The organism is Mycobacterium pseudokansasii, from assembly GCF_900566075.1.
Classification (GTDB): Bacteria; Actinomycetota; Actinomycetes; order Mycobacteriales; family Mycobacteriaceae; genus Mycobacterium; species Mycobacterium pseudokansasii.
The window spans coordinates 5,864,579-5,883,997 of sequence record NZ_UPHU01000001.1; the positions used below are offsets into that span (position 1 = coordinate 5,864,579).

Sequence of the window (19,419 nt, forward strand, 5' to 3'; positions counted from 1 at the left end):
CACGCTCAGCGCTGCGTTCCGCAGATTTTGCCCCAGAAAAGGGACGACCCCCGCCAGGGGGGGAGGAGGCGGAGGTCGTCGTGCTTCAGCCCCGGGGGGTCGGGCTGATGCACCCTCGGCTCAGGGCCGAGTAATGCTTACTATACACATGCCAGATGGCATTCACGCAAGTAATTGCGCAAGCGAAAAAATACGGCCTGAGCCGTGTAAACGTGGCGGCCAAAGTGACAACACTTGTTGCCATTCAGCCCTTCGGACACAAGATCACGGCGTTCCGGGCGCCAACCTATGCTGGATTGGTGACCGTCCCCGACCCGGCCGCCCAGCAGCAAACCTCACCCCAGTCAGCCGACGCGCCGCCCCCACAGCTGCGCACCGCCGCTTTCTTCGATCTGGACAAGACCATCATCGCCAAGTCCAGCACACTGGCGTTCAGCAAACCCTTTTTCGCGCAGGGGCTGTTGAACCGCCGTGCCGTGCTCAAGTCCAGCTATGCGCAGTTCATCTTCCTGCTCTCCGGCGCCGACCACGACCAGATGGACCGGATGCGTGTCCACATGACTAACATGTGCACCGGTTGGGACGTCGAACAGGTGAAGTCGATCGTCAACGAGACGCTGCACGACATCGTCACTCCCCTGGTCTTCGCCGAAGCCGCCGACCTCATCGCCGCCCACAAGCTGTGCGGCCGCGCCGTCGTGGTGGTCTCCGCCTCGGGCGAGGAGATCGTGGCGCCGATCGCCCGCGCTCTGGGTGCCACTCATGCGATGGCCACCCGGATGGTCGTGCAAGACGGTAAGTACACCGGTGAGGTCGCGTTCTACTGCTACGGCGAGGGCAAGGTACAGGCGATCCGCGAGTTGGCCTCCCGCGAGGGCTACCCGCTGGAACACTGCTACGCCTACTCCGACTCGATTACCGACCTACCGATGCTCGAGGCCGTGGGGCACCCGTCGGTGGTCAACCCCGATCGCGGATTGCGAAAACTAGCCATCGAACGCGGTTGGCAGGTGTTGTCATTCTCCCGGCCGGTCTCCCTGCGCGACCGTATCCCGGCGCCGTCGGGCGCGGCGATCGCCACAACTGCCGCGGTGGGAGTCAGTGCGCTGGCCGCCGGAGCTGTCAGCTACGCGCTGCTGCGCCGCTTCGCTTTCTGACCTCCGCGACGATACGGCACTGGTGTCCCAGTTTCACCAATCGTCTCGGTAGCAAACGCTTTGGGCCACAATCAAAAGTTGTCACGGAATTTTCACGCAATTAGGCCTTGCTGTGGTCAGGGTCTAGTAGTACAAATGGAGTCACGGAAGCCCGGTGAGGCCAAGGTCGATCCGGAAGAGAAGGTTCGTTCTCCCGACCCGGGCACCCAGCACGGTTCCCGGCACCCACGCGGAGTCATAGCCGCGATAATGGCAGAAGTGTTGCGGGCCTGCGTAATTGCGAAGTATAGACGGTAGCGACGGTCCTTTGGGTGGGGCTGCAGCCGGAAGTGTCGCAAAAGCGCCGAGGCCAACCCACGCAGCCCCGAAATGCACGCTTGGTAACCGAGAACCGTGTTGGCGGGCGGCGATTCGAATCCTTCGGTCGCCGCCCGCTTCGCATTTCTGCGAACAATTTGCTTTTGTAGTCCCACCAGCTATCTGCGTGGCAATGCCTCGGCGATCGATAGCGCCTCCTGCGCCCCGGCCGTCAGCGCCCGGCAGCACAGCACCAGCCAGGCCGCGACACCGTCGGGTGTGCCCTCGGCGAAGCTGCGCGCGGCGTCACGGTAGGTCGCGGGTCGACGCATCCAACTCACCTCCGGTACCCCGAGTCCGTGCGGGTCCAGGCCCGTGGCGATCGTCACCAGCCGCGACACCGCCCGGGCCACCACTCCGTCGGCATAGCCAAAGGGCTTGAGCGTCAACAGTTCTCCGTGCGCGACTGAGGCGACCACCGGTGCCGACGCCCGCGTGGGACGAGTCATGACCTCGGCGAGCAACTCCAGGCGACGCCCGATCCCGGAGTCGGCCCGTGGACGCCCCAACTTGTCGTCGCCGACCAGGCCGGCGGCCGCCAGCGTGTGCAGGCGCGCCAGTGCCTGCAGCGGCGCCTTCTGCCATACAGCGACCAGCGGGACGCCGCCGCCTTCCAGCGCCTGCGCTACCCGCAGCGCCCCCGCGAACACGGGATCGCCGGCCGCGCCGGCCTCGCCCAGGTCTTCTAGCCGCGCCGGGCCCCCGTCGAGCACCGAGGAAGCCCGCGCCGCCCGCAGCGCCGCCTCGGCGGCGGTCACCGGCCACCCCCGCAGGTTGGCTCGGTGCCGGTGCGCCCGGCCCAGCGCCGCACGGGCGCGGTCGCTGGCGTCGGCAACACCGGGTAGCTCCATCAACGCAGCCAGCGGGTCAGCCGTCACAGCTCCCCAACCTAACGGGACGCTGTCCCGGCGCCGGGAATGGCCTCCAGCAACTGCCGGGTGTATTCGTGGCGTGGCCGGGCGAAGACGTCATCGCTGGTGGCGTGTTCGACCACCCGGCCGGCGCGCATCACCAGCACGTCGTCGGAGATCTGCCGGATGACGGCCAGGTCGTGGCTGATGAACAGGTATGTCAAACCCAAGCTCGCCTGCAGCTCGGCCAGTAGATCCAGGATCTGGGCCTGTACCAGCACGTCGAGCGCCGAGACCGGCTCGTCGCACACCAGCACCTCGGGCCGCAGCGCCAATGCCCGGGCGATCGCGACCCGCTGGCGCTGACCGCCCGACAGCTCCCGCGGCAGCCGATCCAGCACGACGACGGCAGCGCCACCCGGTCGACCACTTCACGCACCGCCTGGCGACGCTGGGTGCGGTCGCCGAACCGGTGGATACGTAACGGTTCCTCGATGGCGCGACATACCGAGTACCTGGGATCCAGGCTGCTGTACGGGTTCTGGAACACCGGCTGCACCCGACGACGAAATGCGAACGCGCGGGCCCGGTCCAGCCCGTCGATGTCCTCGCCGTCGAAAACCACCGTGCCCGATGTCGGCTGCAGCAGACCGAGCACCATGCGCGCCAGGGTCGATTTGCCGGAGCCGGATTCGCCGACGACCGCCAGCGTGCTTCCTTGGCGCAGCCGAAACGACACCGAGTCGACGGCACGAAACTCCGCCCGTCGCCAGGGCACGCCGCGAGATTCACGGTAAGTCTTGGTCAGCTCGGAGACGACGACAATGTCGTTGGCTGGTGTGGCCGGCTCCGGCCGGTCCGGTGCCGGCCGCCGCATCGTCAGCGAGGGAGCGGCGGCCACCAGCCGCCGGGTGTATTCGTGCTGCGGGTCACGCAGCAGCTCTTGTGCTGCACCGGATTCCGCCACCACCCCGCGGTTGACGACCACCACGGACTCGGCCCTCTCGGCCGCCAGCGCCAGATCGTGAGTGATCAGCAGCAGCGCGGTGCCCAGTTCGTCGGTGAGGTGCTGCAGATGGTCGAGGACCTGACGCTGCACGGTCACGTCGAGCGCCGACGTCGGCTCGTCGGCGATCAGCAGCCGCGGCCGCCCCGCCAGCCCGATGGCGATCAATGCCCGCTGACACATGCCGCCGGACAACTGGTGCGGATAGCGCTGGGCTTGCCTGCCCGGATCCGGCATGCCGGCCTCGCCGAGCAGCTCCACCGCGCGCCGTCGTGTGTCGCGGCCGGCGGTGTTGGCCCGCAACGCCTCCCGGATCTGGAAGCCGACTCTCCAGACCGGGTTGAGGTTGGTCATCGGGTCTTGTGGCACGTAGCCGATCTCGCGGCCCCGGATGCTCCGCATGAGCCGCCGGTCGAACGAGGTGATGTCACGTCCGCCGAATACGATGCGGCCGGCGGTGATGCGCCCACCGGGTGCCAGTAGGCCCAGGATCGCGGCGGCCAGAGTGGACTTCCCCGAACCCGATTCGCCCACCACCGCCACGGTTTGACCGCGAAGGACCGTCAGGTCGATGCCGCGCAGCACCGGCTCGGAGCCGAACCTGACTTCCAAACCGTCGACCGACAACAACGGCGGCGCATCCCCGCTCATGCCCGCCACGCTCGCGAGGCCGGGTCCAGGGCATCGCGCAACGCGTCACCCATCATCATGAAGGCCAACACCGTAATCCCCAGTGCGCCGGCCGGATAGAACAGGATCGGAGAGCCCGCCCGCAGCCGCATCTGCGCGACATTGATATCGCCGCCCCACGACACCACCGACGTCGGCAAGCCGACCCCGAGGTAGGACAGCGTGGCCTCGGTGACAATGAAGATGCCCAGCGCAACGGTGGCCACCGCGATCACCGGACCGACGGCGTTGGGCAGCGCATGGCGTAACAGGGTCTGAAACCGGCTCAGCCCCAGGGCTTTCGCCGCGAGCACATAATCGCTGCCCCGTACCTCGAGCACCGAACCGCGGGCCACTCGGGCGATTTGGGGCCAACCGAACAGGGACAGGATGGCTATCACGGTCCACACCGTGCGGTGATGCATGACCTGCATGAGCACGATCGCGGCCAGCAGCAACGGTAATCCGAAGAACACGTCGGTGATCCGCGAGATCACCGCGTCCAGCCAGCCGCCGTAGAAGCCGGCCAGCGCACCCAGCGCGGTGCCCGCGACGAATACCGCGAAGGTGGCACCCAGTCCCACCATCACCGATGCCCGCGCTCCGTAGACGGTGCGCGCGTAGATGTCGTGGCCTTGCAGATCGGTGCCGAACCAGTGCGCCGTCGACGGGTTCAGCATGCTCTGGCTGGGATCGGCATACGTCGGGTCGGCCCCGGTGAACAAGCCCGGAAACGCCGCTACGACAAGAATGAGCAGGATGAGTGCGGCGGCGACGACGAACTTCGGTCGCCGGCGCAGCCGGCGCCAGCTGTCGAACCAAAACCCGCCGGGCTCAGCCATATCGGATCCGCGGGTCCAGGGCGGCGTAGAGCAGGTCGACCGCCAGATTGGTGAGCAGATAGATGACCACCAGCACCGTCACGATCGACACCACCGTCGGCGCCTCCTGTCTGGTGACCGCCTGGTACAGCACCCCGCCCACGCCGTGGATGTTGAAGATGCCCTCGGTCACAATGGCTCCGCCCATCAGCGCACCCAAATCGGCGCCGAGGAATGTCACCACCGGGATCAACGAGTTACGCAGGATATGCACAGTCACCACCCGCGGCCGCGACAACCCCTTGGCGGTGGCGGTGCGAACATAATCCGCGTCGGCGTTGGCGGCCACCGCCGAACGGGTCAGCCGCACCACATAGGCGAACGACACCGCGCCCAAAACGATTCCGGGCAACAACAGCCGACCGAGCGTCGCGCGCCCTCCGACCGTCACCGGCGCCAACCCCAGCTTCACACCGAACAGGAACTGAGCGAGGAAGCCGAGCACGAATATCGGGACCGCGATGATGACGAGCCCGGTGATCAGCACCGTGGCGTCAAACAACCCGCCTTGGCGCAGGCCGGCGATCACGCCGAACCCGATACCCAGCACCGCCTCCACCACCAGCGCGACCAACGCCAGCCGGATCGTGACCGGAAAAGCATGCGCCAGAACGGAACTGACCGGCAGGCCGGAGTAGGCACGGCCCAGGTCGCCATGCAGCAGACCGCCCAGGTAGCGCAGGTACTGCATCAGGAACGGGTCGTCGAGGTGGTAGCGGGCGCGCAGCTGCGCAGCCACCGCGGGTGTCAGCGGCCGGTCGCCGGCGATCGCGGCCAGCGGGTCGCCCGGCAACAGGAACACCATGGCGTAGATCAGCAGCGTCGCGCCGATGAACACCGGCACCATCGCCGCGATCCGCCGCACCAGATACCGACCCATATCAGGCCTTGACAATGTTCTCGTAGTCGGGCAGCCCGTTCCAGGTGACGCGCACATTGCTGACCTCGGTCGACCACCCCACGACGGCGATATTGTCCCACAACGGAACAACGGGCATGTCGCGGAACAGGATTCGCTGTGCGTTGTTAACCAGCAGGTCGGCCTCGCGCAGGGTGGGTGCGGCCTCGGCTCTGGCCAGCGCCGCGTCGAATTCGGCGCTGGAGTAGCCGACGTCATTGGAGCCGGCGCCGGTGGTGTGCAGCGGCGCGAGGAACTCGATCATGGAGGGATAGTCCCCTTGCCAGCCGGCGCGGAATGCGGAGTTGATGGTGCGGTTGGTGATCTGGGTGCGAAAACCCGCGAACGTTGGCTGCGGCGCGCCGACGGCGTCGATGCCCAACACGTTCTTGATGCTGTTGGCCACCGCGTCGACCCACTCCTGGTGGCCGCTGTCGGCGTTGTAGGCGATGGCGTATCGGCCGCTCCACGGCGAGATTGCGTCGGCTTGGGCCCAAAGTTGGCGGGCTCGCCCGGGGTTGAAATCCAACACCTCGTTACCCGGGATATTCGGGTCGAATCCCGGCAGTGAGCGGGCGGTGAAATCGCGCGCCGGGCTGCGGGTTCCATTGAAGATCTGCTGACAGATCTGCGGACGGTTGATGGCCGCCGACAAGGCCAACCGGCGCAGCCGGCCCTCCTCGCCGCCGAAGTGCGGCAGCCGCAGCGGCGTGTCCAGGGACTGGTTGACCGCGGCGGGCCCGCTGGTGGCATGGTCACCCAGGTCGCGCCGGTAGATGGTCAGGGCACTCGACGGAATCGTGTCCAGCACATCGAGATTGCCGGACAGCAGATCCGAATAGGCGGTGTCGAGGTTGGCGTAGAACTCGAACCGCAGACCCTTGTTGCGGGGTTGGCGGTTGCCGTGATAGTCGGGGTTGGGCACCAGATCGATCCTGACGTTGTGTTCCCACACCGGACCATCGGCACCGGTGTCCAACTTGTAGGGGCCGTTGCCTATCGGATTGCGGCCGAACGCCGCCATATCCCGAAATGCTGCGTCGGGCAACGGATAGAACGAGCTGTGGCCCAGTCGCAACACGAAGTCGACGGTCGGCGCCTTGAGCCGCACGCTGAACTCGAGGTCGTTGACCACCCGCAACCCGGACATGGTGGTCCGATTCGCGTCGCCGGTTGCCACGTCGTCGTATCCCTCGATCGGGCTGAAAAACTGCTGCTGCAGTTGGGCGTTGGCGGCCAAGGCGCCGTAATTCCAGGCGTCGACGAACGAATGGGCCGTCACCGGTGAACCATCGGTGAACTTCCAGCCGGGTTTGAGGACGATTCGGTAGTTGACGTTGTCGGTGGTTTCGACGGCCTGGGCAACTTCCGGTGAGGGCTTGCCGCTGGCATCGTAGGACATCAGGCCGGCGAACAAGCGATCGAGGATGCGCCCGCCGTTGCTGTCGTTGGTGCCGGTCGGGATCAGCGGGTTGGGTGGTTCGCCGCCGTTGACCAGCACCACGTCGGGGCTCAACAGGCCGCCGCCGCACGCCGTCACACCGGCGGCCACCAGCAGCACGGAGGCTACTGAGGCCAGCCAGGCCAGCGCGGCGCGCACCATGACAGCGACCCTAAAGCGTGCCGGCCCGCCAATCATGCGGGGCCCGCACACCGAAAGCAAGATGGGTTTGGGCCAAGAGCTGCCGTCCCCTTCGGGTTTGACATTCACTACGCCGGGACGAGCCCGGATATCCTAGAATCCCGCGGATGACCGTCACATCTCTCGCCGCGCACGCGGACGCCTTTCAGGCGGCGTATTTGATGACGGCACTCGTCGTTCCCACGGTGGGATGGATCTTGCTGATCGTCGGGTTGAAGCAACGCTCGCGCGGTCGTTCGCAGCCCGGTGTTCTACGGCCGCCCCAACCCTCGTCGCCAAACCCCCGGGGCAGATCGTCGGGTACCACGCTGATCGTCATCGGCACGGTGCTGCTGACGTTGGGTGTGCTGGCGATCTTCGGACGTCTGGCCAGTGCCGGTCCGAGAACCTCCGAGGGATCCGGAGGCGCGGAATTATATTCGGGCACAGGGCTTCTCACCCCACCGATGGCCGATGAGCCAGCCACTGACGGTGATCGACAAGCGACGTGGCGGGCGGGCCGGACACCGAATCTTGTGATTTGAGGTAATAGGGATAACTTTCCCGGATAATCACCGTCGTGCATGCACCTCAGGGGCGTCCGCCGCGGCGATGTGCCCGCCGAGTGATCGCCACCTTCGCGATGGCCGCAGCGAGTTGGGCCGGGACCATGGCGGGCCCAGCCGCGTGGGCCGCGCCGGTTGACAGCAACGACGAACCCACGCCGTGCCGGGCGGAGCGCATCGCCCTGACCGCCTCCCCGACCCAGGCCGCCGTGGGCCACCGCGCGCTGAACCTGATATTCAGCCTTGCCGGCGGCGCGGTGCCGTGCACGCTCACCGGCTACCCCGGCGTCGACTCGGGCGCCGGCGGGCCCCTCATTCATGCCCAGCCCACGCTGCGCGGGTACATGGGCGGCTTGCCGGCCAGTGTCACGGAGCCGCCCACGGTCATCGTGTCGCTGTCGCAACAGGCGCAGACCGTCGTGGAGAGTATCGCCGTCGACGCCGGCGGCGACCAATGCCCCACCTACACGGACCTGCTCGTGAACCCTCCCGACACCCCGGTGGTGTTCACCGTGCCGGCCACGATCGAGGCCTGCCAATTGCAGGTGCACCCCATCACCGAGGCTGCACCGCGACCCGGTGAGTCGGCTTAGCCGGACGGCCTCGGCTGGGCCGGTCACATCCGCGCAGGGCTAGGCTCGCAAGAGTGACCGAGACCTCCGCCGAAGTCCCGTCCTCCTACCTACCGCCGCAACACTTCGTCGAGCAGGCCAACGCCCACGAAGAGCTCTACCGCGAGGCCGAACAAGACCGCCTCGGCTTTTGGGCCAAGCAGGCCGAGCTGCTGTCCTGGGCGACCCCGTTCACCGAGGTGCTGGATTGGTCGGACGCGCCATTCGCCAAATGGTTCGTCGGCGGCAAACTCAATGTCGCCTACAACTGCCTGGACCGCCACGTCGAAGCCGGCCACGGTGACCGGGTCGCCATCCACTGGGAAGGCGAGCCCGCCGATCACCGCCGAGCCCTGACGTATGCGGATCTGCTGACCCAGGTATGCAAGGCGGCCAACGCGCTTACCGGACTCGGCCTGGTCGCCGGCGACCGGGTCGCCATCTACATGCCGTTGGTCCCCGAGGCCGTGATCGCCATGCTGGCCTGCGCTCGGCTGGGCATCATGCACACCGTCGTCTTCGGCGGCTTCACCGCACACGCACTGCGCGCCCGGATCGCCGATGCCAAAGCCAAGGTGCTGATCACCACCGACGGACAATACCGGCGCGGCAAGCCGATGCCGCTCAAGGACGCCGCCGACGAGGCGGTCAACGACCCCGACAGCCCGATCGAACACGTTGTGGTGGTGCGGCGCACCGGAATTGACGTGAGCTGGAACGACGACCGCGACCTGTGGTGGCACGACGTCGTCGACTCCGCCGCACCCGAACACACCCCGGAAGCCTTCGACTCCGAGCAGCCGCTGTTCCTGCTTTACACGTCGGGCACCACCGGCAAGCCCAAGGGCATTCTGCATACCAGCGGCGGCTATCTGACCCAGAGCTGCTATACGATGCACACCATTTTCGACGTCAAGCCGGACACTGACGTCTTCTGGTGCACCGCCGACATCGGCTGGGTCACCGGCCACACCTACGGCGTCTACGGACCGCTGTCCGCCGGGGTCACCGAGGTGCTCTACGAGGGCACCCCCAACACACCCGACGAGCACCGGCATTTTCAGATCATCGAAAGATACGGTGTCACAATCTATTACACGGCCCCGACACTGATCCGGACATTCATGAAATGGGGCCGCGAGATTCCCGACTCGCACGATCTGTCCAGCCTGCGGCTGCTCGGGTCGGTCGGCGAACCGATCAACCCCGAGGCGTGGCGCTGGTACCGCGACGTGATCGGCGCCGGACGCACACCGGTCGTGGACACCTGGTGGCAGACCGAGACCGGCTCGTCGATGATCTCGCCGCTTCCCGGTTTCGCCGCGGCCAAACCCGGTTCGGCGATGACGCCGCTGCCCGGCATCTCGGCCAAGGTCGTCGACGACCACGGCGATCCGCTGGAACCGGACACCGACAGCGACGAGCACATCAGCGGTTATCTCGTCCTGGACCAGCCCTGGCCGTCGATGTTGCGCGGCATCTGGGGTGACCCCGCCCGGTATCACTACGCCTACTGGTCGAAATTCGCCGACAAGGGCTACTACTTCGCCGGCGACGGAGCTCGCATCGACGCCGACGGCGCGATCTGGGTCCTGGGCCGCATCGACGACGTGATGAACGTGTCCGGGCACCGCATCTCCACCGCAGAGGTGGAATCGGCGCTCGTCGGTCATTCCGGGGTGGCCGAGGCGGCCGTGGTCGGGGTTACCGACGAGACCACCACTCAGGCCATCTGCGCGTTCGTCGTGCTGCGTGCCAACTACCAACCGCACGACGGGACCGTCGAAGAATTGCGCTCCGAAGTGGCCCGGGAGATCTCGCCGATCGCCCGGCCCCGCGAGGTCCATGTGGTGCCGGAACTCCCCAAGACCCGCAGCGGCAAAATCATGCGCCGGCTGCTGCGCGACGTCGCCGAAAACCGGGAACTGGGTGACACGTCGACGCTGTTGGACCCGGGCGTGTTCGACGCGATCCGGGCCGCCAAGTAGCGCCGCCAAGCTCCCGCGGTGTTAACGGGACGCGAGATCGAGTTCGGTGATTGACGACAACCGCCGCTGTGGGTGAACCGTCACCAGCGTCAATAGCATTTCCAACTGCTCGATGATGGTCTCGATAACCGTAGGGCTGAAGACGGCGGTGCGATATTCCACCATCCCGCTGATCCCGGCGGGCTCACCGGTATCGGTGAATTGTTCGGTAAGCGACAACAAGAAATTCATTCGCGCGGTTTTCGTGTGCACCGAAATTGGGGTGATGTCCAACTCGCCCAATACGAGCTCGGCGGGCTTGTTGTTCTGCCAGGCCAGCATGACTTGAGTCAGCGGACTCGGGGGCGACGAGCGAGCGGCGTCGATCCGCTCGACGAGAACTCCATAGGGCATGTCCTGGTGGTCGAACGCTTCCAGGCCGCGCGTGCGCACCTGTTCCAGCAAATGTGCGAAGTCGAGATCAGCGGTCATCTCGATGCGCAGCAATACGGTGTTGACCAAGATGCCGACCAAATTATCGAGCATCGGGTGGCGGCGCCCGGCGACAGCGGTACCCATAACGATGTCGTTGCGGCCGGTGAGCAACGCCAGCAGGGCGGTCAAGCCCGCTTGGACGACCATGAAGCTGGTGGCGCGGTGCTCGCGGGCCAGCTGCGTGATCTTGCGGTGGAGTGCGGCCGGCCACTGCACAGCGACCGTGTCGCCGCGAACGCCGTATGAAGTAGCGCCGGGTTGGCCCGCCGACAACTCGAGAGGCGGAGGCATGCCCGCAAGCGTTTTCTCCCAGTAGCGAAGCTCCGCGGCGATCACGCTGTCGGGGTCCTCCGGATCACCCAGGTATGCGCGCTGCCACAGGGCGTAATCGATGTATTGGATGGGCAACGGTTCCCAGGAGGGGATCTGCCCGGCACATCGACTGCTATAGGCCAGGCTGAGATCGGCCGCCAGCGGGGCCAGTGACCAGCCGTCGGCGGCGATATGGTGCAGCGCGAGGACCAACACGTGGTGATCGTCGGCCAAGCGGTACAGCCGGGTTCGTAGCGGCATCTCAGCGGCGATGTCAAAGTGGTGGCAGGCCTGGGCGGCAACAACTTCGCGGAGCCGATCCGGCGTCCACGCGGTGGCGTCGACGACTTCCCAGCACAAGCGCGCCTGTTCGACCGGCACTACGACTTGATGCGGTATGCCGGCTACTGCGGGATAGACGGTGCGCAAGGGTTCGTGACGACTCACCACATCGGTTAACGCTCGTCGCAACGCCTCTGTGTTGAGCGGGCCGTGCAACTCTGACACCCAGGGGATGTTGAACACCGCCGACGGGCCCTGCGACTGGATGACGGTCCACATGCGGTGCTGGGCAAGGGATAAGGGCACCTTCTCGGGCCGCTCAACCGCCACCAGACGCAGCGACGCAGCCGATCCGGCCCTGATATGCGGCGTCAGTTCGGCGACGGTCGGGGCATCGAACAACACCCGCACGGACAGGTCTGCGCCCAGAGCGGTGTTGACTGCGGCAACCACGCGCATCGCCAGCAACGAATCACCGCCCAGGTCGAAGAATGACTGGTCGGTGCCGACGCGTTCCAGGCCGAGGACCCCCGCGTAGATTCCGGCCACGATTTCCTCCACCGGTGTCGCCGGGGCCTGGTACCCCGGAGCGGTGTATTCGGGAACGGGCAGCGCGGCAACGTCGAGTTTCCCGTTGACTGTCACCGGCAACTGCCTGAGCGTGATGATGGCTGCCGGAACCATGTAGTGGGGCAGGCGGTCTTTCAACTCGGCACGGACCACGTCAGGGTCCGCCGCACCGGTGATGTAGCCCACCAGCCGTTTCTCGCCGGGACGGTCTTCGCGTGCGATGACGACCGCATGCTCCACTCCGACTGACTGTGCTAACGCAGCGGTGATCTCGGCTGGCTCGATGCGGTAGCCGCGGATCTTCACCTGTTCGTCGGAGCGACCCTTGTAGTGCAGTTGGCCATCAGCGCCCCAACACGCCAGATCGCCGGTGCGATACATGCGGCTTCCCGCCGCTGACGTCCCGCCGAATGGGCACGCCACAAACCGTGACGCCGTCAACCCGGAGCGTCGCCAATACCCAAGCCCCACTTGGCTTCCCGCAACATATAGTTCCCCCACCACCCCGGTGGGCACCTGCCGTAGCCACGGGTCCAAGACAAACAGCGCGGTCCCCGGCTGCGGACGTCCGATGGGCACCACCGCTGAACCGGCAGTCAGTGGTGTGCTGATGGAGACACAGACGGCGGATTCGGTTGGGCCGTAGGCATTAACCATCACCCGGTCGGGTGCCCAACGGTCCACCACTTCGGCGGTGCACGGTTCACCGCCAACCACGAGTGTCGTACCGGTCAGGCCGTCCGTCGACAAGGCCGCAACCGCTGAGGGCGTCTGGGTCAGAACGGTGACATTTTCCGCCACCAGCAATGCGTGAAAGTCGTTGGGGGAGCGGGTTACGTCTTCACCTACCACCAGCAGGCGCCCGCCGTGCAACAGTGCGCTCCAGATTTCCCACACGGAAAAATCGAAAGCGTAGGAATGGCATTGCGTCACCGTGGGTTCGGCTTGGGCGCTGAGTGGCGTGGCCGACGTGACGAGCTGGACGATGCTGCGATGGGTGATCGCCACACCCTTGGGCGTTCCGGTAGTGCCGGAAGTGTAAAGCACATAGGCGATTTCGTCAGCGTCAGGCGCTGGGAGCGGGGTTTCGGTGCCGGCGGCGCTATCGAGGGCGTCGACGTCGATGACCGCGACGTCATGGCCGTCCACAAGCGTGGTCAGGTCACCAGCGGTCAGAACGGCCAGTGGTGCGGTGTCCCCGAGCAGGAAAGCGACGCGGGAGCGGGGGTGATCCGGGTCGATCGGCAGGTAGGCGGCTCCCGCTTTGAGGACCGCCAGGATTGCCACGATGGCGCGGCCGCTGCGTGGCAGCAGCACCGCCACCACATCACCGGGGCCTATCCCGCGGCCGGCTAACCGAGACGCAAGTCGGTTGCTGGCCGCGTCGAGTTGGCGGTAGGTCAATACACAGTCCGCGGATGTCACGGCGACGGCATCAGCTGTCCGCGCCGCTTGGGCGGCAAACAGCGCCGGAATCGAGGGACTGGGAGCAGCCGGGATCGTCAGCGCAGCACGATTGCTCCAGGCGTGAATGTGACGGTCCGCGCATTGGTCGAGCAGATCGATCGATGACAACCGCCGGCGCGGGTCGGCGGCGATGAGCGTGAAAAGCCGCGCCAGCCTGTCGGCCATAGCGGCGCCCGCAAAATCTGGCGACGGCGCGCCGGAACCCGCGGTGCTGAGAAACAGCCGGTTGCCCTCGTTCATGAAGAACAACCCGAACCGATCCCCACGGCCGAAGTTGGTGTACACCAGCGAAGCCGGCGCATCGCCGAATTGCGGAACCGTCGTGGACGGAAAGAAATTCAGCGCAACTCCACGAAGCGGGCCGCCGAGGGTTTGCACCGGGAACCGTTGATGCCGAACGACCTGGCGTATCTGTGAATCCGCCTGGATGCACAGTTCGGCAACGGAAGAGGTTGGCGGTGTCGTCAACGTCAGCGGAACCACCCCGGCAACCATCCCCGGAATCGTCTTGACCTTTTCACTGGTGCGTCTGGCTACTGGGAAATCGAGTACTACCTCGGGTCCGCCGTGGTCCCAGCTCTGTACCAGGAGTCCACACACCGCCGCGATCACCGACCGTCGGCTGACGCCTAACGTCTCAGACAGATCGTCGATTCTCTGCACGGCGGAAGCGTCCAGCGCCACCGGCGCCGACGCGAAGTAATCATCGTCCCCGTCATCGGCATCCGCGCACCGATAGTTCACCGGCTGGCGGTCTGGCGGAAGGTTCTCTTCCCAGAACCGCAGGTCTTCTCGATACCTTCTGGACGCCTCGTACTCTGATTCGGTGCTGACAAGATCGCGCAGCGTACCGAAAGAGCATTCCGGAGCCGGTGCCCCGGAGGCGATTGCCGAGTAGATCGTGGCAATTCGACCGGCGAACATCACAGAGCTAAATCCGTCGACAACTATATGATGCAGACATAAAAACAAGAAAAATTGACTCGGGCTCGTCCGAAATAACGCAAATCGGAATAATGGCCCAGCCCATGGCATGGGCTCGCGCTGCATTGACGAGGCCAGCTTGTACGTTTCCTGAACCGGATCCCGCGAACCGCTCAGGTCGAAGAAGGGGACCGCGGCAGCCGGATAGTCCGCAGGCTTCTGATACAGATGTCCGTCCACCTCGAAAATTCCGGCTCGCAGCGGCTCGCACTCGGCGACCGCCTGTTGGACCGCGCGCTCGACCAGACTTGGCTCTACGACCCCACCGATCACCACGAAAACGCTCGCCTGCCACGGTATTCCCGAGCCATTCGTCTCCTGCGAAAGCCATATGTCAAGCTGCCCACGCGTTAGCGCGAGCGACTGCTCATCAGCCGTCATACCGTACTGCGGGCCGATGGGCTCAGACATCACGTATCGGCATGTCGCCAAATGGCGAACCGGCGAGCGGCCCATGCCATTTGCTTTCCATCCAGATCATTGCAACCAAAATACCCGAGTTTGCTCCAAATCTTATGGATACAAACACATGCTCAGCGCCCGCCATCGCCGCCATAGAAGTTTAGCCGCCGAACCGCTTCATTCGTCTTGACGGCTCGAGCCAGCCTGAGTCGACTCCGGCTTTCGGCGAGCCAGCCATGAGTCCGGGACGGTGGTTCGCAGACAGCCGAAATTGACCGCAATCGCGGCCCTAGCCGTGTCCACCGATCGGGGGACACGGCGTTCCTCCGGGACGGCCGAGTGGACATTCCCCCTAAATGATGGTCATTCGGGGGATGTTGCCGTTTCCCGACAACTGGCAAACTCTGCGCCAGAGGATGGGAAGAGCCGTCGACAGTTCTTCACTCTGACTGAAGGAGAGCAACCACATGGCACACGAACTGCTGTTCTGCGAAACCGAGGGCGCCTACACGGCTCCGGCTCTCCACGCCGAAACCGTTATCGACTGACCTCGTCGACACACCGGTAGGGTCTTTTCCGCCTGAAGTCAGGCGGAAAAGACCTTGTTGTCGTTCCGGAACCCACACCCGTTCGGAAGGGGCGGAATCCGGGTCATCAAGACAGCGGCCGTCAAGCCGCGAAACAGCTCAGCCCGCTATCGGGACGAAGTCCGAGCCCGGCCGGTTCTTGGCGTTGATGTCGGCCAAGTCCGCGTTGATCGACATCACCACCGCCGGCGTATGCAGCGGAATGTATTTGGTGACGCAGCTGGGCAGGCTCTCGCTGAAGGCTCCGTGAATCATCCCGACCAGCAGGTTGTCGACCGTGACCGGCGCTCCGGAATCCCCGGGCCCTCCGCAGACCTGCATCACGATGGTGCCCGGGTCCTGCCCCGGACCCCAGGTGACCCCGCAGGAGTTGCCCGTGGATCGTCCTTGTTTGCAGGCGATCTGGCCGAACGTCGGATCGGGACCGATGCCGTTGATCGCAAAGCCGTTGAAGTCGGCCACCGGCGTCACCTTGGCCGGATCGAACTTGATCACCGCGTAGTCGAGGGTGTCGTTGCCGGCGACCATGGTGCCCACGATGCCTTTGGCCTCCGCACCCTCGGCGGCGACGGGCGCGCCCGGGCCACCGCAGTGCGCGGAGCTGAATCCGATGAGGTCGCCGTTCTTGTCGTGGCCGATGGTTGTCAACGTGCACAACGTGCCCCCGTTGACGACGATGCCCGCACCGCCACCCAACGGAACCTTGTCGTCGGCAGCCGCGGTGCCCGCGGGAAGAAACCCGACAGCCAGAACCACGGCCACGGTCGCCGCGGTGAAGCAGCGGTGCGCCGTCTGCAAAGTGGTACTCCCGTCGGTGGTTGGACATCTTCCGGACATCACCGGAGATCAAGGACAGATGCGCCAGTGTAGATGATCGTCAGATTACGTCCGATGCGGTTAGAGGTGGCCGCTGACCGTCAATTTATTAGGTTGAAACCGCCCGGTATCTCACGGTCTTCGGCTGGCCTCGTATGGCACCGAAGCGCATGGCAACATAAACCGCGACTACCGCGAAACCGTGGCCCGTCAACGCGAGAGGATCGTCTGTGAGCAAACCTGATCGCCAGACCGGTGTGCCCAGCACGCTGACCACGATTCCGTTGGCCGATCCGCACGCCCGGCCCGGTGAACCGTCGATCGGCGACCTGATCAAAGACGCGACAACGCAGATGTCGACGCTGGTGCGGGCCGAGGTCGAACTGGCCCGCGCCGAGATCACTCGCGACGTCAAGAAGGGTCTGACCGGCAGCGTGTTCTTCATCGCCGCGCTGGTCGTGCTGTTCTACTCGACCTTCTTCCTGTTCTTCTTCCTTGCCGAGCTGCTCGATTCCTGGCTGTGGCGCTGGGTGGCGTTCCTGATCGTGTTCGCCCTCATGGTGGTGACCACCGTCGTGCTCGCGCTGTTGGGTTTCCTCAAAGTCCGCCGGATCCGGGGACCGCGGCAGACCATCGAGTCGGTCAAGGAGACTCGCACGGCGCTCATGCCGGGCCACGACAAGACCCCGGCCGTAACCCGCCCTGCGGCCGTACCCGAGGGCACGACGCCCGCCGATCCGTCGGGCTGGTAAATGCCGGCACCAGATCCGTCGATGACCCGCATCGACGGGCCATGGCGGCATCTGGACGTGCACGCCAACGGCATCCGGTTCCATGTCGTCGAAGCCATTCCGGCCGACCCGGACGCGGCGGAGCCGGCCATACCGGCTATGGCACGGCCCCTGGTGATGCTGTTGCACGGGTTCGGTTCGTTCTGGTGGTCGTGGCGTCATCAGCTGCGCGGGCTCACGAGTGCCCGGGTGGTCGCGGTCGACCTGCGCGGCTACGGCGGCAGCGACAAACCACCCCGCGGGTACGACGGCTGGACCCTGGCCGGTGACACGGCCGGATTGATCCGCGCGCTGGGGCACTCGTCGGCGACGCTGGTCGGTCACGCCGACGGCGGGCTCGCCTGCTGGACCACCGCGCTGCTGCACTCCCGGCTGGTGCGGTCCATCGCGCTGATCAGCTCACCGCACCCGGCCGCGCTGCGACGGTCCACCCTGACCAGGCGAGACCAGGGCCGCGCACTGTTGCCGACATTGCTGCGCTACCAAGTGCCGCTGTGGCCCGAGCGCCTACTGACCCGGGATGACGCGGCCGAAATCGAGCGCCTGGTGCGCATTCGCGGCAGCGCTAAATGGGTTGCCTCCGAAGACTTTTCGCAGACCATCGACTATCTGCGGCAGGCCATCCGGATTCCTGCTGCCGCGCACTCGGCACTGGAGTATCAGCGTTGGGCGGTACGCAGTCAGCTGCGCGGCGAAGGCCGGCGCTTCATGAAGTCGATGCGCCGGCAACTCGGCGTGCCGTTGCTGCACCTACGCGGTGACGCCGATCCCTACGTGCTGGCCGATCCGGTCGAGCGCACCCACCGTTACGCGCCGCACGGACGCTACGTATCCGTCGCCGGCGCTGGACATTTCAGCCATGAAGAAGCGCCCGAGGAGGTCAACCGGCAGCTGGCACGATTCCTCGATCAGGTGCACCGGCTCAGCTGACGCAGGCTCCGGTGGGGACGCGTTGGGTGGCCCCGATCTTTTCCAGCTGACTGGCCACCTCACCGGCGGTCAGCACGAACCCGGTGTCCGGGTCGTCGACGGCCGCGCCGAACACCACGCCGAGCACCTGGCCGTTGAGGTCGATCAACGGCCCGCCCGAGTCTCCCTGCTCCACGTTGGCCCTGATGGTGTAGACGTCGCGGGTGACGGGCTGGGGGTTGCGGTAGATGTCGGGACCACTGAGTTTGATGGCCTCGCGAATCCGGGCCGGCGTCGCGGTGAAGTTGCCGCCGCCGGGGTAGCCCAGCACCACCACGCTGGTGCCCGTTCTGGCTTCTTCTTGGGCGAACATTAGCGGCGGCGGCGACAGGTGCGGCACAGCCAGGATGGCGATGTCGACCGAAGGGTCGTAGGACACCACCGTCGCGTCGAGGGGTTTGCCGCTCGCGTACACCTGCACACTGTTGGACCCGGCGACGACGTGAGCGTTGGTCATGACGCGCTCGGGCGCAATCACGAAGCCGCTGCCTTCCAGCACCTTCTGGCAGCTGGGCGCCAGACTACGAATCTTGAGCACGCTCGGCGCGGTGGCCGTCACCACCGGATTGTCGCTCAGCGCCGGGTCGGGCGAGGCGACCGGAATGACCGGGGTGCGGCTGAACGGCTCCAGCACCTGCGGCAGGCCCGAGGTGTTCAGCAGCGCCGAAAGCCGCTTGGGCACCGTCTTGAGCCAGGTGGGCGCCACCTCGTTGACCTCGGCGAGCACCCGTGACCCACGAACCGCCGCCGCCAACTCCGGCTGATCCTTCGACTGGGTCAGCGGCGTCGCCAGCAGCCACGCCGCCGTCAGTACCACGACCAGCTGCACCGCCACCCCGATGACCGAGTCGATCACCCGGACCGGCCGGTTGCGGATCGCGCCGCGCACGGCCCGTCCCAGCACCACACCTGCGACTTCGCCGACCACGACCAGTCCCAGGATCAGAAACAGCGCGGTGAACAGCTTGGCCCGGGGGGCGGCGATGTGGGCGACGATGTGGGGCGCCAGCAGCACGCCGGCGATCGCGCCCAGCAGCACACCGGCAAACGACAGCATCGAGCCCAGCGCACCGGACCGCCAGCCTGAGATCGCCGCGATGAAGGCGACCGCCAACACCGCGATATCGAGCCATTGGGACGGAGTCATGGCATTCATCGAG

13 protein-coding genes and 1 pseudogene are annotated in these 19,419 nt (G+C 65.8%); 6 read left to right on the top strand and 8 right to left on the bottom strand.

The genetic code is table 11. The features are described 5' to 3' along the window. Window positions 1-299: 299 nt before the first annotated feature. A complete protein-coding gene (locus tag EET10_RS26520) occupies window positions 300-1,157 on the top strand; it encodes an HAD-IB family hydrolase (protein ID WP_036405891.1) in 858 nt (285 codons plus the stop codon). A gap of 476 nt (window positions 1,158-1,633) precedes the next feature. Here EET10_RS26520 and EET10_RS26530 read toward each other — a convergent pair whose 3' ends face one another. The 5 genes and pseudogenes from EET10_RS26530 to EET10_RS26550 form a co-directional block, all read right to left on the bottom strand. Then, entirely contained in the window at window positions 1,634-2,392 is a 759-nt protein-coding gene (locus tag EET10_RS26530) for a Fic family protein (protein ID WP_063467206.1), read from the bottom strand. A gap of 11 nt (window positions 2,393-2,403) precedes the next feature. Next, window positions 2,404-4,022, bottom strand: a pseudogene (locus tag EET10_RS26535) (dipeptide ABC transporter ATP-binding protein). Continuing rightward, window positions 4,019-4,882 carry an ABC transporter permease gene (locus EET10_RS26540; RefSeq protein WP_036405742.1) on the bottom strand — a complete coding sequence of 288 codons (864 nt, stop codon included), beginning with the start codon at window positions 4,880-4,882 and terminating at the stop codon, window positions 4,019-4,021. The pseudogene EET10_RS26535 and the gene EET10_RS26540 overlap by 4 nt, the downstream one beginning before the upstream one ends. Continuing rightward, a complete protein-coding gene (locus EET10_RS26545) occupies window positions 4,875-5,801 on the bottom strand; it encodes an ABC transporter permease (protein ID WP_036405745.1) in 927 nt (308 codons plus the stop codon). Before EET10_RS26545 ends, EET10_RS26540 begins: the two co-directional genes overlap by 8 nt. Window position 5,802: 1 nt before the next feature. Beyond that, entirely contained in the window at window positions 5,803-7,422 is a 1,620-nt protein-coding gene (locus EET10_RS26550; protein ID WP_122502646.1) for a peptide ABC transporter substrate-binding protein, read from the bottom strand. 146 nt (window positions 7,423-7,568) lie between these two features. Here EET10_RS26550 and EET10_RS30355 point away from each other — a divergent pair, with 146 nt between their 5' ends. The 3 genes from EET10_RS30355 to acs all read left to right on the top strand — a co-directional run bounded on the left by EET10_RS30355 (window position 7,569) and on the right by acs (window position 10,605). Then, window positions 7,569-7,985, top strand: a complete 417-nt coding sequence (locus tag EET10_RS30355) for a hypothetical protein (protein WP_136623034.1) — start codon at window positions 7,569-7,571, stop codon at window positions 7,983-7,985. A 125-nt stretch (window positions 7,986-8,110) separates the two neighbouring features. Next, a complete protein-coding gene (locus EET10_RS26560) occupies window positions 8,111-8,599 on the top strand; it encodes a DUF4232 domain-containing protein (RefSeq protein ID WP_081260542.1) in 489 nt (162 codons plus the stop codon). 53 nt (window positions 8,600-8,652) lie between these two features. Then, window positions 8,653-10,605: an acetate--CoA ligase gene (gene acs, locus EET10_RS26565; protein WP_063467203.1), complete on the top strand. Its 1,953-nt coding sequence runs from the start codon at window positions 8,653-8,655 to the stop codon at window positions 10,603-10,605. A gap of 21 nt (window positions 10,606-10,626) precedes the next feature. On the opposite strand, the gene EET10_RS26570 is transcribed toward acs, so the two are convergent. Further along, window positions 10,627-15,105: a non-ribosomal peptide synthetase gene (locus EET10_RS26570; protein WP_036405754.1), complete on the bottom strand. Its 4,479-nt coding sequence runs from the start codon at window positions 15,103-15,105 to the stop codon at window positions 10,627-10,629. Between the two features lie 677 nt (window positions 15,106-15,782). Further along, window positions 15,783-16,481, bottom strand: coding sequence for a chymotrypsin family serine protease (locus EET10_RS26575; protein WP_036405757.1), 699 nt, complete (start codon window positions 16,479-16,481; stop codon window positions 15,783-15,785). Window positions 16,482-16,729: 248 nt separating this feature from the next. Between EET10_RS26575 and EET10_RS26580 the strand changes: the two genes are divergently transcribed. Both EET10_RS26580 and EET10_RS26585 read left to right on the top strand, forming a co-directional pair. After that, on the top strand, window positions 16,730-17,251 hold the full coding sequence (locus EET10_RS26580) for a phage holin family protein (RefSeq protein ID WP_036405760.1): 522 nt from the start codon (window positions 16,730-16,732) through the stop codon (window positions 17,249-17,251). Further along, a complete protein-coding gene (locus EET10_RS26585) occupies window positions 17,252-18,220 on the top strand; it encodes an alpha/beta fold hydrolase (protein WP_036405763.1) in 969 nt (322 codons plus the stop codon). Here the strand turns inward: EET10_RS26585 and marP are convergent. After that, complete coding sequence (gene marP / locus EET10_RS26590; protein ID WP_099188564.1) at window positions 18,213-19,406, bottom strand: acid resistance serine protease MarP; 1,194 nt, start codon at window positions 19,404-19,406, stop codon at window positions 18,213-18,215. The two genes, EET10_RS26585 and marP, sit on opposite strands and share 8 nt — an antisense overlap. Between the last annotated feature and the right edge of the window lie 13 nt (window positions 19,407-19,419).